Origin of the sequence: Streptomyces sp. L-9-10 (genome assembly GCF_004151105.1) — a bacterium.
Classification (GTDB): domain Bacteria; phylum Actinomycetota; class Actinomycetes; order Streptomycetales; family Streptomycetaceae; genus Streptomyces.
The window spans coordinates 40225-54820 of record NZ_PHRF01000057.1 but is presented as its reverse complement, the minus strand read 5'-3'; the positions used below and the strand labels follow the sequence as shown (position 1 = coordinate 54820).

General features: G+C 71.7%; 17 protein-coding genes. 13 read left to right on the top strand and 4 right to left on the bottom strand.

The features are described 5' to 3' along the window. Positions 1 to 84: 84 nt before the first annotated feature. Together CU044_RS15780 and CU044_RS15775 are read left to right on the top strand one after the other, a co-directional pair. A complete protein-coding gene (locus CU044_RS15780) occupies positions 85 to 939 on the top strand; it encodes a helix-turn-helix transcriptional regulator (RefSeq protein ID WP_129769218.1) in 855 nt (284 codons plus the stop codon). Positions 940 to 947: 8 nt separating this feature from the next. Further along, complete coding sequence (locus tag CU044_RS15775) at positions 948 to 1154, top strand: DUF397 domain-containing protein (protein ID WP_129769217.1); 207 nt, start codon at positions 948 to 950, stop codon at positions 1152 to 1154. A 19-nt stretch (positions 1155 to 1173) separates the two neighbouring features. Here CU044_RS15775 and CU044_RS15770 read toward each other — a convergent pair whose 3' ends face one another. Continuing rightward, complete coding sequence (locus CU044_RS15770) at positions 1174 to 2325, bottom strand: 8-amino-7-oxononanoate synthase (RefSeq protein ID WP_129769216.1); 1152 nt, start codon at positions 2323 to 2325, stop codon at positions 1174 to 1176. A gap of 142 nt (positions 2326 to 2467) precedes the next feature. On the opposite strand from CU044_RS15770, the gene bioB reads away from it, so the two are divergent. The 3 genes from bioB to bioD are packed head-to-tail and all read left to right on the top strand — an operon-like array spanning position 2468 to position 5642. Further along, positions 2468 to 3631: a biotin synthase BioB gene (bioB, locus tag CU044_RS15765; RefSeq protein WP_129769215.1), complete on the top strand. Its 1164-nt coding sequence runs from the start codon at positions 2468 to 2470 to the stop codon at positions 3629 to 3631. Continuing rightward, positions 3624 to 4913 (top strand): adenosylmethionine--8-amino-7-oxononanoate transaminase, encoded by a 1290-nt coding sequence (locus tag CU044_RS15760; RefSeq protein WP_129769214.1) that lies wholly within the window; start codon positions 3624 to 3626, stop codon positions 4911 to 4913. The genes bioB and CU044_RS15760 overlap by 8 nt, the downstream gene beginning before the upstream one ends. A 3-nt stretch (positions 4914 to 4916) precedes the next feature. Beyond that, positions 4917 to 5642, top strand: coding sequence for a dethiobiotin synthase (gene bioD / locus CU044_RS15755; protein ID WP_129769213.1), 726 nt, complete (start codon positions 4917 to 4919; stop codon positions 5640 to 5642). Between the two features lie 124 nt (positions 5643 to 5766). On the opposite strand, the gene CU044_RS15750 is transcribed toward bioD, so the two are convergent. After that, on the bottom strand, positions 5767 to 6138 hold the full coding sequence (locus CU044_RS15750) for a fic family toxin-antitoxin system, toxin component (protein WP_129769212.1): 372 nt from the start codon (positions 6136 to 6138) through the stop codon (positions 5767 to 5769). After that, positions 6135 to 6362 carry a hypothetical protein gene (locus CU044_RS15745; protein ID WP_030349833.1) on the bottom strand — a complete coding sequence of 76 codons (228 nt, stop codon included), beginning with the start codon at positions 6360 to 6362 and terminating at the stop codon, positions 6135 to 6137. The genes CU044_RS15750 and CU044_RS15745 overlap by 4 nt, the downstream gene beginning before the upstream one ends. 118 nt (positions 6363 to 6480) lie before the next feature. Here CU044_RS15745 and CU044_RS15740 point away from each other — a divergent pair, with 118 nt between their 5' ends. From CU044_RS15740 to CU044_RS15705, 8 genes are all read left to right on the top strand, one after another. Then, positions 6481 to 7362 (top strand): TIGR03621 family F420-dependent LLM class oxidoreductase, encoded by an 882-nt coding sequence (locus CU044_RS15740; protein WP_129769322.1) that lies wholly within the window; start codon positions 6481 to 6483, stop codon positions 7360 to 7362. A 54-nt stretch (positions 7363 to 7416) separates the two neighbouring features. Then, entirely contained in the window at positions 7417 to 7902 is a 486-nt protein-coding gene (locus tag CU044_RS15735) for a GNAT family N-acetyltransferase (protein WP_129769211.1), read from the top strand. Between the two features lie 103 nt (positions 7903 to 8005). Then, entirely contained in the window at positions 8006 to 9343 is a 1338-nt protein-coding gene (locus tag CU044_RS15730; RefSeq protein ID WP_129769210.1) for a hemolysin family protein, read from the top strand. Then, a complete protein-coding gene (locus tag CU044_RS15725) occupies positions 9343 to 10356 on the top strand; it encodes a hemolysin family protein (protein WP_129769321.1) in 1014 nt (337 codons plus the stop codon). Before CU044_RS15730 ends, CU044_RS15725 begins: the two co-directional genes overlap by 1 nt. Before the next feature lie 104 nt (positions 10357 to 10460). Next, the gene (locus tag CU044_RS15720; RefSeq protein WP_129769209.1) at positions 10461 to 11270 is read left to right on the top strand and encodes an SGNH/GDSL hydrolase family protein; all 810 of its coding nucleotides are present in this window, start codon (positions 10461 to 10463) and stop codon (positions 11268 to 11270) included. Between the two features lie 121 nt (positions 11271 to 11391). Further along, complete coding sequence (gene purB / locus CU044_RS15715; protein ID WP_129769208.1) at positions 11392 to 12825, top strand: adenylosuccinate lyase; 1434 nt, start codon at positions 11392 to 11394, stop codon at positions 12823 to 12825. 65 nt (positions 12826 to 12890) lie between these two features. Continuing rightward, the gene (gene mug, locus CU044_RS15710) at positions 12891 to 13427 is read left to right on the top strand and encodes a G/U mismatch-specific DNA glycosylase (protein ID WP_129769207.1); all 537 of its coding nucleotides are present in this window, start codon (positions 12891 to 12893) and stop codon (positions 13425 to 13427) included. Positions 13428 to 13525: 98 nt separating this feature from the next. Beyond that, entirely contained in the window at positions 13526 to 14038 is a 513-nt protein-coding gene (locus CU044_RS15705; RefSeq protein ID WP_129769206.1) for a DUF6328 family protein, read from the top strand. Between the two features lie 18 nt (positions 14039 to 14056). Here CU044_RS15705 and CU044_RS15700 read toward each other — a convergent pair whose 3' ends face one another. Continuing rightward, positions 14057 to 14503 carry a hypothetical protein gene (locus CU044_RS15700; protein WP_129769205.1) on the bottom strand — a complete coding sequence of 149 codons (447 nt, stop codon included), beginning with the start codon at positions 14501 to 14503 and terminating at the stop codon, positions 14057 to 14059. Between the last annotated feature and the right edge of the window lie 93 nt (positions 14504 to 14596).

The following is a 14596-nucleotide window of genomic DNA, read 5'->3' as shown; positions in this document are numbered from 1 at the left end:
GACCGTATTTGGGCGCCGGAAAGATATCTTCTCCGCCGCGGCGCCCGAGGGCGCGACGAACACTGGGCGGGGAGGCAATCATTCATGCGGCATATTCCAGCGGTGCGCCGGCGCAGGCTCGGCGAGGAATTGCGCAAGCTGCGGCAAGGCGCGGGACTGACGAGCGGCCAGACCGCGCGGCTGCTCGGCTGGCACCAGTCGAAGGTCAGCCGGCTCGAGACGGGTGTCAGCGGGGTGAAGGACGAGGATCTGGCCGGACTGCTCGACGCGTTCGGCGTCACCGACGCACAACAACGGCTGCTGCTGGGCGCCTTGGCGGGGACCACCAGCAGCGGCCAGGGGTGGTGGATGGCGTACGGCGGCGTGATCCCGCCACAGTACCGGGACTTCATCAGCCTGGAGTCCCAGGCCCGCACCGCGCGCACGCTGGAGACTTCCGTGGTCCCCGGGCTGCTCCAGACCCCCGCGTACGCCCGTGCCGTGACCCGTGCCGCGCTCGGCGGACTGCCCGCCACGACGGTCGACTCCCTGGTCGAGGTGCGGCTCGCCCGCCAGGAGGTGCTGCGCGCCGACATACCCCTGGAGCTGCACGCCGTGCTGGACGAGGCCGTTCTGCGCCGTGAGGTGGGCGGGCCCGGCGTGATGCGGGAGCAGTTGCAGCGGCTCTCGGAGCTGGCCCGTCTTCCGCATGTCTGCCTTCAGGTGCTGCCGTTCACGGCCGGCGGCTATGTAGGACTTACCGGCCCTTTCGTTATCTTCTCATTCCCGCACATTACTGATCTGGATTTGGTCGTTCTCGACCATTTGACGAATAGCCTCTATCTGGAGCGGAAAGAAGACCTTGAGGCGTACTGCGCGGCGTTCGGCACCATGCAGGCGCATGCCCTCTCGACAGAGGATTCATTGGATCTCATCGCCGGGATCGGTGACGGCGCCTAGGGAGCATCATGACCCCCCACCTGACATGTCCATCCGCATGGCATCGCAGCAGCTACAGCACCGGCGCGAACAACTGTGTGGAGTGCGCCCCCATCGCCGTGGGCGGACTGGCCGTACGTGACTCCAAGGAAGTGACCCGACCCCATCTGTTCTTCTCGGCGGACGCGTGGACTTCCTTCGTCTCCGCGCTGCGCGACGAGGCGCCCGCGCACTGACCGCTCGGGCCCGGTCGGCTCAGCTCGCGTCCCCCGGCGCGAGCGCGACGATCGTGTCCACCGCCGTGCCGATCTGCTGATCCGTCAGATCGGCACGCGCGGTGAGCCGGATCCTGGAGATGCCGTCCGGCACCGAGGGCGGACGGAAGCACCCCACGGCCAGCCCCGCCGCACGGCACTCCGCGGCCCAGCGCACCGCCGCCTCGGGGGACGGCGCCCGCACGGAGACCACGGCGGCGTCCGGTCGTACGGCCGTCAGGCCCGCCCCGGTCAGCAGCCGGTGCAGCGTACGGGCCACCTCACGCGCCCGCTCCGGCCGGGCGGGCTCGCGGCGCAGCAGCCGCAGACTCTCCAGCGCGCCTCCCACGGCCGCCGGCGCCAGTCCGGTGTCGAAGATGAACGTACGGGCGGCGTTGACCAGATGGCCGATGACCCGTGCAGGGCCGAGTACCGCGCCGCCCTGGCTGCCCAGGGACTTCGAGAGCGTGACGGTGGCCACCACACCGTTGGCGCCGGCGATACCCGCCGCGTACGGCGTGCCCCGGCCCCCCGCGCCGAGCACCCCCAGTCCGTGCGCGTCATCGACGAGCAGCGCCGCGCCCCGGGTTCGGCAGACCTCGGCGAGTTCGCCGAGCGGCGCCGCGTCGCCGTCCACGGAGAACACCGCGTCGCTCACCATGAGCGCCCGCCGCCCGGCGTGCGCGTCGAGTGTCTTGCGTACGGCCTCGGGTTCGGCGTGCGGGACGACCACGGTCTCGGCGCGCGAGAGCCGGCAGCCGTCCACGATCGAGGCGTGATTGCCCGCGTCGGACAGCAGCAGCGAGTCGCGGGCCGTGAGCGCGGTGAGGGCGGCCAGATTGGCCGCGTATCCGGAGGAGAGGACGAGCGCGGCCTCGAAGCCGCAGAACGCGGCCAGTTCACTCTCCAGTTCGGCGTGCAGTTCGGTGCTGCCCGTGACCAGCCGGGAGCCGGTGGCGCCGGCGCCCCAGCGGCGCGCGGCCTCCGCCGCCGCGCCGGTCACGGCAGGGTGGCGGGTGAGCCCCAGATAGTCGTTGCTCGCCAGGTCCAGCAGCCCGGATTCGGCGGGGCGCGGCCGGAGCGTACGGACCAGACCCGACCGTTCACGGCGGCGCGCCTCGTCGTCGGTCCAGTCGAAGGGGTCGCGCTCCATGGTCCGGTCCTTTTGTAGGCAACGCACAGACCTTAGCCGGGCCGCCACGGGGGCAGGGTGTGGTCATACACACACGTCGATCCGATGGCCTTGTGGGATTCCTCCTTTTCCCAGACGTCCTCCGTGGGCAAGGATCAGCACCATGGACCTGCTGAACACGCTGGTGGAGAAGGGCCTGCGGCGCGAGCCGCCGACCCGCGAAGAAGCGCTCGCCGTACTGGCGGCCTCCGACGACGAACTGCTCGATGTGGTGGCCGCGGCCGGGAAGGTGCGCCGCCAGTGGTTCGGGCGGCGGGTGAAGCTCAATTATCTGGTCAATCTGAAGTCCGGGCTGTGCCCCGAGGACTGCTCGTACTGTTCGCAGCGGCTCGGCTCCAAGGCCGAGATCCTCAAGTACACCTGGCTGAAGCCCGACGAGGCGTCGAAGGCGGCGGCCGCCGGAGTGGCGGGCGGGGCGAAGCGGGTCTGTCTGGTCGCGAGCGGCCGGGGGCCGACGGACCGGGATGTCGACCGGGTCTCGCAGACCATCGAGGCGATCAAGGAGCAGAACGAGGACGTCGAGATCTGTGCCTGTCTCGGGCTGCTCTCGGACGGCCAGGCGGAGCGGCTGCGGGCCGCGGGCGCCGACGCGTACAACCACAACCTCAATACGTCCGAGGGCACCTACGGCGACATCACCACCACCCACACCTACGCGGACCGGGTGGACACCGTACAGCGGGCGCAGACCGCCGGGCTGTCCGCGTGTTCGGGGCTGATCGCCGGCATGGGCGAGAGTGACGCGGATCTGGTCGATGTCGTCTTCTCGTTGCGCGCGCTGGACCCGGACTCGGTGCCGGTCAACTTCCTCATCCCGTTCGAGGGGACACCGCTCGCCAAGGAGTGGAACCTCACCCCGCAGCGCTGTCTGCGCATTCTGGCCATGACGCGGTTCGTCTGCCCCGATGTGGAGGTCAGGCTCGCGGGCGGGCGCGAGGTGCATCTGCGCTCGATGCAGCCCCTCGCGCTCCACCTGGTCAACTCGATCTTCCTCGGGGACTATCTGACCAGCGAGGGCCAGGAGGGCAAGGCGGACCTGGAGATGATCGCGGACGCGGGTTTCGAGGTGGAGGGCGCGGACACGACCACGCTGCCCGAGCACCGTCGCGACGGGTGCGGTCCGTGTGGCGGAGACGGGTCCCGGACGTCCGCTGACACTGCTCCGGCCGACGCGGCCGATCCGCTCACGGACACCGGGGCGCCCCGTACGGACCTGGTGGCGGTGCGCCGTCGCGGCGCCGGCACCGACCTGGCGCCCAATGCCTGAGACGGCCCCCGGTGAACTGCTGGCCCTGGACCGGGCCCATGTCTGGCATCCGTACGGCCCCATGCCCGGCCGTGCCGAACCGCTGGTCGTGGAGTCCGCGTCCGGGGTTCGGCTGCGGCTCGCCGAACCCGCCCACGGACAGCGCGAGTTGGTCGACGGCATGTCGTCCTGGTGGTCGGCGATCCATGGTTACAACCACCCCGTGCTCAACGCGGCGGCGCACGGCCAGCTGGACCGTATGAGCCATGTGATGTTCGGCGGGCTCACCCACGAGCCCGCCGTGCGGCTCGCGGCGCTGCTCGTCGACATCACTCCGGAACCGCTGCGCCATGTGTTCCTCGCCGACTCGGGCTCGGTGTCGGTCGAGGTCGCGGTGAAGATGTGTCTCCAGTACTGGCGTTCGGTGGGCCGTCCGGCGAAGCGGCGGCTGCTGACCTGGCGGGGCGGCTACCACGGGGACACCTGGCAGCCGATGTCCGTGTGCGACCCCGACGGCGGGATGCATGACCTCTGGTCGGGGGTGCTGCCCCGGCAGATCTTCGCGGACGCGCCGCCCGCGGGGTACGAGGAGACGTACGCCGACGGCCTGCGCGCGCTCATCGCCCGCCACGCGGACGAACTGGCGGCGGTCATCGTCGAGCCGGTGGTCCAGGGCGCGGGCGGGATGCGCTTCCACTCCCCCGCGTATCTGCGGGTCCTGCGCGAGGCGTGCGACGAGCACGATGTGCTGCTGATCCTCGACGAGATCGCGACGGGGTTCGGTCGTACGGGGACGCTCTTCGCCGCCGAGCAGGGGGGCGTCTCGCCGGATGTGATGTGTGTCGGCAAGGCGTTGACCGGCGGGTATCTCACGATGGCGGCCACGCTGTGCACCTCACGGGTGGCCGAGGGCATCTCGCGCGGCGAGGTCCCGGTACTGGCGCACGGACCGACGTTCATGGGCAATCCCCTGGCCGCCTCGGTCGCCCGCGCCTCGATCGAGCTGCTGCTCGACCAGGACTGGGCGCGGGAGGTCAAGCGGATCGAGGCGGGCCTGCGCGAGGGGCTCGCGCAGGCCGCGTCCCTTCCCGGTGTACGGGAGGTACGGGTGCTGGGCGCCATCGGCGTGGTCCAGCTGGACCACGCGGTGGACATGGAGGCCGCGACACGGGCGGCGGTACGGGAGGGCGTATGGCTGCGGCCGTTCCGCGACCTCGTGTACACCATGCCGCCGTATGTCACGGATGACCGGGATGTCGAACGGATCTGCCGCGCGGTGACGGCGGCGGCGAGAGAGGGCTGAAGCATGCCGGTGGTGATCGTGACGGGAACCGGGACGGAGATCGGCAAGACCGTCGTCACGGCGGCGATGGCGGCCGTCGCGCTGGCGCGTGGGCGTACGGTCGCGGTGCTCAAGCCCGCGCAGACCGGTGTCGGCCCCGGCGAGCCGGGTGATGTGGCGGAGGTCGCGCGGCTGGCGGGACCGGTCACCGCCGTCGAACTGGCGCGATTCCCCGAGCCGTTGGCCCCCGCGACCGCGGCACGGCGGGCCGGGGCGCCGCCGGTGGGGCCGGACGAGATCGCCGTCGCGGCCGAGAAGCTGGCCACCGAGCACGATCTGGTGCTGGTCGAGGGCGCGGGCGGACTGCTCGTACGGTTCGACGAGACCGGCGCGACGCTCGCGGACGCGGCCCGGCTGCTGGGGGCGCGAGTGCTGGTGGTGGCCCCCGCCGGGCTCGGCACGCTGAACATGACCGCACTGACCGCGGAGGCGCTGCGCGCGAGATCACTGACGCTTGACGGGGTCGTGATCGGCCGCTGGCCCGCCGTGCCCGATCTCGCGGCGCGCTGCAATCTGGCGGATCTGCCGGACTCGGCGGGTGCGCCGCTGCTGGGCGCCGTCCCGGAGGGCGCGGGCGGGCTGGCTCCGGAGGAGTTCCGGGAGCGTGCGGTGTCCTGGCTGGCGCCGCGCCTGGACGGACGGTGGGACGCGGGGACGTTCGCGCGGGAGGCGTCCGTCGGAGACGGCTGAGGCAGCTGAGGCAGCTGCGGCAGCTGCGGCAGCTGCGGCAGCTGCGGCGGCCGGGGCGGAGGAGACCGCCGGGTGAACGGGGTGGCCGGGGCAGCCGGACATCTCCAGGGGTGTCCGGACGGTCTCAGAGGCTCCAGCCGCGCAGTTCGGCGGCGATGGACTGGACGTCGGCCGTGCCGTCCTTGACCAGTTTCGCCAGGTCCCGGACGCGCTCGGGCGAGGTCACGACCCGCAGCCCGCTCGCCACCAGATAGCCGTAGGCCACGGCGGAGGCGAACAACGCGTTGGAACGTTCCAAGGCCGGGACGTGCAGCAGCAACTGAAGCAGAGCGGCGGCCCGTGCGTGCGGGTCGCCGTAGACGGGCGTGCCGAATATCTCCGCCTCGTGGCGGCTGACGGCGGCGACCAGCGCGCCCCAGTCGGTGACCTGCGGATCGCCGGGTGTGTTGTGCTCCGCGACCATGAGGAGCCAGGCGAGCTCGATCCGAAGGGTCAACGCGCGCCCGCGCGCTCCGCGCCGAACTCCTCGGTGAAGACCGATTCGTACTGCTTCATGAAGTCGGCGGCGGACTCCACGAACGTACGCCCGGCCTCACCCGCGTCGCGTTTGACCAGTTCCTCGATATAGCGGTTCACGCTCATCCCCCGTTCGGAGGCCCGCAGGCGCGCGGCCTCCGCGGTGGTCTCGTCCACGCGTACGTTCAGCTGCGTCTTGGCCATACCACAAAGCTAGCGCGTCAGCGCTAGCAACGGCAAGACGGCCAGGGCGCGCCCCCTCCCCCGGTGGCGGCGTACTACCCCCGGTGGCGGTGGGGCGCCTAGGGTCGGCTCCATGACCATGACACGCCCTTTCCGGTTCGGTGTGAACATGACGACGCCCGATGTCGGCGACGCCTGGCGCGCACGGTGCGTACGGGCGGAGTCGCTCGGCTACGACGTGATCCAGGTGCCGGACCATCTGGGGATGGTCGCTCCGTTCCCGGCGCTGGTGGCCGCGGCGGCGGTGACCCAGCGGCCCCGGCTCGGCACCTTCGTACTCAACACCGCCTTCTGGAACCCGGCGCTGCTCGCCCGGGAGATCGCGACCACGGACGCCCTGACCGGGGGCCGTCTCGAGGTCGGGCTCGGCACCGGTTATGTGCGGGAGGAGCACGAGCGGGCCGGTCTGGAGTTCCTTCCGCCCGGCGAGCGGGTCGGTCATCTGATCCGTACGGTCGCGGAGCTGGACCGGCTGCTCTGCGACGAGACGGAGCTGCCCCGGCCCGTACAGCGGCCCCGGCCGCCCCTGCTGATCGGCGGGAACGGCGACCGGATGCTGCGGCTGGCCGCCGAGCGCGCCGAGATCGCCGCGTTCACCGGGGGCCGGGCCACCAACGTGGGCAGTATGCGGCCGCTCGCCGCCCGGGAGCTGGCCGAGCGCGTCGAGGCGTACCGGGGTTTCGAGGCCGGGCGGGCGGTCCCCGCCGAGCTGAATCTGCTGCTCCAGTACGTCGCCGTCACCCCGGACCGCGGGGCGGCGGTCCGGGACCTGCCGGCGATAGCACCGGGGCTGACCGAGGACGAGCTGCTGGATCTGCCGCTGATCGCGGTCGGTACCGTGCGGCAGATCGCCGACCAGCTGCGGGGGCTGCGCGAACACCTCGGCTTCAGCTTTTTCTCCGTCCTCGACCCCTTCATGGAGGCGCTCGGTCCGGTGATCGAGGAGCTGAGCGGCAGCTGACCACGGAGTGGAATCCGTTCGACCCGCCTGTCCGGACGGTGATGGGATCGCCGTATGAACGATTTCCGGATACGGGCCGCCACGCCGGCCGACCTCGACGCGGTGCTGTCCTTCTGGAAGGACGCCGCGGAGGGCACCAGCATCACGGACGACCGCGACGGCGTGGAGCGGCTCGTGGCCCGCGACCCCGAGTCCCTGATCCTCGCGGAACGGCTCCCCGCGGAGCGGATCCCCGCGGACCGGGACGGTGCGTGGGCGGGCGCGAGGGCGGGCACGGTGATCGTGGGCACGGTGATCGCGGGCTTCGACGGCTGGCGCTGTCATCTCTACCGGCTCGCGGTCCATCCGGACCAGCGGCGTCTGGGCATCGGCACGGCACTGCTGACGGCGGCGGAGGAGCGCTTCGTGCGGCTGGGCGGGCGGCGTGGCGACGCGATGGTGCTGGACGGCAACGAACGGGCGCACCACGCCTGGCGGGCGTCCGGCTACGGCCCTCAGCCGCAGTGGACCCGCTGGGTGAAGCCGCTGGGGGGCGGCTGATCCGTCCGGCACCGCGGGCGCGCCGCACCGCGCGGACGACGCCGGACGGCCGACATCGCGCGGTCCTCCCCCCGCTGACGGATCATGAGACGGAGGTGAATCGATGACCGATGTGCTTCCGCTCGTCGTGGCGGTGCTGCTGTCGCTCGCCTGCGGGGCCTTCGTGGCGGCGGAATTCTCCCTCACCACCGTCGAGCGCGGTGAGCTGGAGCGGGCGGCCGAGCGCGGGGAACGGGGCGCGGCGGGGGCGCTGAAGGCCGTACGGAGCCTCACCTTCCAGCTCTCCGGCGCCCAGCTCGGGATCACCGTGACCAATCTGGTCGTGGGCATGCTCTCCGAGCGGTCCATCGCCCGGCTGATCCGCGGACCGGTCGAGGCCGTGGGGCTGTCCCCCTCCGTCGCCTCCTCGGTGGCGCTGGTGATCGGTACGGCCCTGTCGACCCTGTTCCTGATGGTCGTCGGCGAGCTGGTCCCGAAGAACTGGGCGATCTCCTCGCCGCTGGCCGTCGCCAAGGTGGTGGCCACCCCCCAGCGGTACTTCACCGCGGTCTTCCGTCCGTTCATCGGCCATCTCAACAACACCGCGAACCGGATCGTGCGCGGCCTCGGCCTCGAACCCACCGAGGAGCTGGCCTCCGCCCGCGGCCCGCAGGAGCTGGCCGCCCTGGCGCGGCACTCCGCGAAGGAGGGCGCGCTGGAGGCGGACACCGCCGAGCTGTTCGTACGGACGCTCAGCCTGTCCGCGCTGACCGCCGAGAACGTGATGACCCCACGGGTGCAGGTGATGGCCCTCGACGTGCGCGCCACCGCGCAGGACGTCGCCAACGCCAGCCGCGCCACCGGCCTGTCGCGCTTTCCGGTCTACCGGGGCAGCCTCGACACCGTCGTCGGCACCGCGCACATCAAGGACGTACTGGCGGTCCCCGCCGAGCGGCGGACCCGGCAGCCGGTGTCCGGCCTGCTGCGGGACCCGCTGCTGGTGCCGGAGAGCCTGACGGTGGACCAGTTGCTCGACCGGTTGTCGGGCGGCGCCACGATGGCCGTCGTCATCGACGAGTACGGCGGGACGGCGGGCGTGGTGACGCTGGAGGACATCGTCGAGGAGGTCGTCGGCGAGGTGCGCGACGAACACGATCCGCAGGAGACCCCCGGGCTGGCGCTGCTGGGCGAGGACGCGGAGGGGCATGGACTCTGGTCGGCGGACGGCGCCGCGCGGGCCGACCAGCTGAGGGCCGTCGGGCTGCGGATGCCGGAGGGGCCGTACGAGACGCTCGCCGGTCTGGTCGCCACGGAGCTGGGCCGTATCCCCGCCGAGGGCGACCGCCTCGCACTGGACGGCTGGGATCTGGAGGTCGTGGACGCCACGGGCCGGCGCGCGGCCCGGCTGCTGCTGCGCGCGCCGCCCGGCGCGGCCGGTGGGGACAGCGAGGAGGAGGCATGATCACCGCGCTCCAGTTGTTCATCGGTCTGCTGACGCTGGTCGTCAACGCCTTCTTCGTCGCGTCCGAGTTCGCCCTGATCTCCGTACGCCGCAGCCAGGTCGAGCCGGAGGCGGAGGCCGGCAACCGGCGGGCGCACAGCGTCATCTGGGGCCTGGAGCATGTGTCGGCGCTGCTGGCGGCGGCGCAGCTGGGCATCACGCTGTGCACGCTGGTGCTCGGTATCGTCGCCGAGCCCGCCATCGCGCATCTGCTGGAGCCGCTCTTCGACGCGGTGGGGGTGCCGCACGGTCTGGTGCATCCGATCTCGTTCGTGATCGCGCTCACCGTGGCCACGTATCTGCACATGCTGATGGGCGAGATGGTGCCGAAGAACGTCGCCCTGGCCGGTCCCGTGCGGGCGGCGCTGCTGCTCGGCCCGCCGCTGGTCGCGCTGGCGCGGGGGCTGCGCCCGGTGATCTTCACGGTCAACGCCTTCGCCAACGCTCTGCTGCGACTGCTCCGGGTGGAGACGAGGGACGAGGTGAGCGCCACCTTCTCCGACGACGAGCTGGCCCGGCTGGTCACGGACGCGGGCCACGCGGGGCTGCTGGACGACCGCGAGGCCGAGCGGCTGCACGACGCGCTGGAGCTGGGACGCCGGCCGGTGCGCGATGTGGTGATGCCCCTGGAGCGGGTGGTCACCGCGCGGCTCGGCATCACTCCGGAGGGGCTGGAGCGCCTGGCGGTGGAGACGGGATTCTCGCGCTTCCCGGTGGTGGACACCGCGCGCCGGATCCTCGGCTATCTCCATGTGAAGGACGCGCTGGACGCCGCACCGCGCGACGAGCCGTTCGCCGTCCGGGGGATGCGGGCGATCGCGCGGGTACGGGCCACGACGCCGATGGACGACGTACTGACGGCGATGCGCCGCAGCCGTACGCATCTGGCCGCCGTCGAGGACGAGGAGGGCAGGCTGGAAGGGCTGGTGACGATGGAGGACGTACTGCGCGAGCTGGTCGGCAGGCACGCGTAGGGGTGGCTCGTGGGCCCTGTCTTCAGGGTCCCGGCGCGACCCCTCGCGGTCCCGCCGGGACCCCTTGAAACGCGGTGCATACCGAGCGGTACGATCGCTCCGCCATGGAGATGAATGCCAACTACACCAGTTTCGTTGCGATCGGTGACTCCTTCACCGAGGGCATGTCCGACGTCCTCCCCGACGGCTCGTACCGCGGCTGGGCGGATCTGCTCGCGGCCCGGCTCGCGGCCCGTACGCCCGGATTCCGGTACGCGAATCTCGCCGTACGCGGAAAGCTCATCGGCCAGATCGTCGGGGAACAGGTGGATGTCGCCGCCGCGATGAAACCGGACCTGGTGACGCTGGTCGGCGGACTCAACGACACCCTGCGGCCGAAGGTCGACATGGGGCGGGTGCGCGGACTGCTCGCCGAGGCGGTGGAACGGCTCGCCCCGGCCTGCGGGCAGCTGGTGCTGATGCGCAGCCCCGGCCGCAACGGTCCGGTGATGGAGCGATTCCGGCCGCGGATGGAGGAGCTGTTCTCCTTCGTGGACGAACTGGCCGCCCGCCACGGCGCGCTCGTCGTCGACCTGTACGGGGTTCCGGCCCTCGGTGATCAGCGGCTGTGGGACGTGGACCGGCTGCATCTCACCGGCGAGGGCCACCGCCGGGTCGCCGAGGCCGTCTGGCAGACGCTGGGGCTGGACGCCGAGGACGACTGGCGCGCGGAGCTGCCGCAGGCCGTGCCCGCGGGATGGCCCGCGCGGCGGACGAGCGACCTCCGGTTCGCCCGGCAGCATCTCGGGCCGTGGATCATGCGCCGGGTAACGGGACGCTCGTCGGGGGACGGGCGGCCCGCGAAGCGGCCGGAGCTGCTGCCGTACGAGACACCGGCGTCCGCCGCCGCACCGGTACCCGATCCCGACGCCTGATCCAAGGTCCTGTCCGGCCCCGGCGCCCGCCCCGGCCCGGCCCCGGCCGGCGACTCTCGTAGCAAGCCACAAAAACGCCCGCGGCGCTGGCCTGCACAAAGCGCCTATAGAATCCCTTCACGTGACTGCCAAGCCTCGTATCCCCAATGTCCTTGCCGGCCGCTACGCCTCGACGGAGCTGGCCGTGCTGTGGTCCCCCGAGCAGAAGGTGAAGCTGGAGCGTCAGCTCTGGCTCGCCGTACTGCGGGCCCAGCGGGACCTCGGGATCGAGGTCCCGGAGTCCGCGCTCGCCGACTACGAGCGCGTCCTCGACCAGGTCGATCTGGCGTCGATCGCCGAGCGCGAGAAGGTCACCCGGCACGATGTGAAGGCACGGATCGAGGAGTTCAACGCGCTCGCCGGCCATGAGCAGGTGCACAAGGGGATGACGTCCCGCGATCTGACGGAGAACGTCGAACAGCTCCAGATCCGGCTGTCCCTGGAGCTGACGCGGGACCGTACGGTCGCGGTGCTGGCCCGTCTCGGCAAGCTCGCGGGCGAGTACGGGGAGCTGGTCATGGCCGGCCGCTCGCACAACGTCGCCGCGCAGGCCACCACGCTCGGCAAACGGTTCGCGACGGCCGCGGACGAACTGCTCGTCGCGTACGGACGCCTGGACGACCTCCTCGGCCGCTACCCGCTGCGCGGGATCAAGGGCCCGGTCGGCACCGCGCAGGACATGCTCGACCTGCTGGGCGGCGACACCGCGAAGCTGGCCGAGCTGGAGCGCCGCATCGCCGGACACCTCGGCTTCGCCCAGGCCTTCACCTCGGTCGGCCAGGTGTATCCGCGCTCGCTCGACTACGACGTGGTGACCGCGCTGGTGCAGCTGGCGGCGGCGCCGTCGTCGGTCGCCAAGACCATCCGGCTGATGGCCGGGCACGAGCTGGTGACCGAGGGCTTCAAGCCCGGCCAGGTCGGCTCCTCGGCGATGCCCCACAAGATGAACACGCGCTCCTGCGAGCGGGTCAACGGCCTCATGGTGATCCTGCGCGGCTACGCGTCGATGACCGGCGAGCTGGCGGGCGACCAGTGGAACGAGGGCGATGTCTCCTGCTCGGTGGTCCGCCGGGTGGCGCTGCCCGACGCGTTCTTCGCGTTCGACGGGCTGCTGGAGACCTTCCTGACGGTCCTCGACGAGTTCGGCGCGTTCCCCGCGGTCGTGGCGCGCGAGCTGGACCGCTATCTGCCGTTCCTGGCCACGACCAAGGTGCTGATGGGCGCGGTACGGGCCGGGGTGGGCCGCGAGGCGGCGCACGAGGTCATCAAGGAGCACGCCGTGGCCTCGGCCCTCGCCATGCGCGAACAGGGCGCCGAACGCAACGAGCTTCTCGACCGGCTGGCCGCGGACGACCGTATGCCGCTCGACCGGGCCGCACTGGACGCGCTGATGGCGGACAAGCTCTCCTTCACGGGGGCGGCGGAGGACCAGATCGCGACGGTGGTGTCCCGCGTCGAGGAGATCGTGAAGCGCCACCCGGAGGCCGCGGGCTACACGCCGGGCTCGATCCTGTGACCGCCGGACTGTGACCCGCCGGACTGTGACCCGCCGACCTGTGATCCCCGGCCTGTGATCTCCGGATGAGGCCCGAGGAACTCGAAGCCGCCCGCGACCGCGTCATCCCCGACGTGGTCGCGGGCGGGCTGCGTGTGCTGTTCTGCGGCATCAACCCGGGCCTGATGTCCGCGGCCACCGGCCACCACTTCGCCCGCCCCGGCAACCGGTTCTGGCCGGTACTGCACCTGTCCGGCTTCACCCCGCGCCGGCTGCTGCCCGCCGAGCAGAACGAGCTGCTGACGTACGGCCTGGGCATCACGAACGTGGCGGCGCGGGCGACGGCGCGGGCCGACGAGCTGACCGCCGAGGAGTTCCGCGAGGGCGGCCGGATCCTCACGGCCAAGGTGGAGCGGCTGCGGCCGGGCTGGCTGGCGGTGGTGGGCATCACGGCGTACCGGACCGCCTTCGACGACAAGAAGGCACGGATCGGACCGCAGGAGCGGACGATAGGCGACACGAGGATCTGGGCACTGCCCAACCCGAGCGGGCTGAACGCGCACTGGACGGCGGAGACGATGGCGGAGGAGTTCGCGCGACTGCGGACGGCCGCGGCCTCGTAGCGGACGTCGAAGGGCATGGTCCGACAGTGCTTGGCCCGTTCGGACGCGATGCGGTGCGCCGCGTGAAGTGGCCGGGCGGCAGGAGAACAATGAGACGCATGGCTCATATCTCGCCGGGCGGCCCTCCGTCTCCGTTGAGCTGGGAGACGCCCGCGGAGCGCGCCGACCGCAACCTGCTCGAACTCCTCCAGGAACTGAGGGTCGTGCAGACCGGCGTGCAGATCGTCTTCGCCTTTCTTCTCGGCGTGGCCTTCACCGACCGGTTTCTGCGCCTCGACACCTTCGAACGCGGCACGTATGTGGTGACGTTGCTGCTCACGGTGGTCTCCTCGGCCGTGCTCGCGACTCCGGTCGCACTGCACCGCGGTCTGTTCCACCGGGGCGCCAAGATCCGGATCGTCGCCGTGTCCGCGCGGTTCGCCGAAGTCGGGCTGGTCTTCCTCGCCCTCGCCCTCAACGGCGTTGTTCTCCTGCTCATGGATGTCGTCCTCGGCCTGACCGCCGCCGTCACGGTCACGGCCGTCACCCTCATCCTCTTCGCCGGCCTGTGGTTCGTCCTCCCGAGGGCACTGCGCCGCCCGGCCCTTGAGGTGCCCGTCGAGCCCCGGTGAACGGCCCGGCACGATCGTCTACGGCGGATCCGTCTCGGTGACGGCCACGACGATACGGAACGGCCGCTCCCCGGCCTCACCGTCCGCGCCCGTCTCCCCCGCCGCCCCTTCCTCCCCCGCCGCGCCCAGCGCGAGCCAGCGGCCCTCCCACCGCCACAGGTGGAGCCAGGCGAAGGAGCCGCTCAACTCGCACCAGGGGTCCGGTATCTGCTCACCCTCACTGACGCGGGTCCGCACGCTCCACAGGCTGATGTAGTACGGCTCACCGAACCGGGCGGTGAGAATGCCGGTCAGCGCGGTGTGCTCCGCACCGTGCTGATCCGCGTCCGCCACACCGTCCCCCCGGAACAGATCGGCGAGGTGGTAGCCGGGACCGCTGCTGCCCACCTCGGTGGTGCCGCGCTCCGCGGGGAAGGCGCGGACACGCAGCAGCTCGATGACGGCGAGTTGCTGTGCGGTGGTCATGCGTCCAGTAAACCTTCACGCACTGACATGTGGCTGCCCGTCAGGTGGCCGTACGGCCACCGGCCCGCCCCACCCCGTTCAGTTCACGACGCC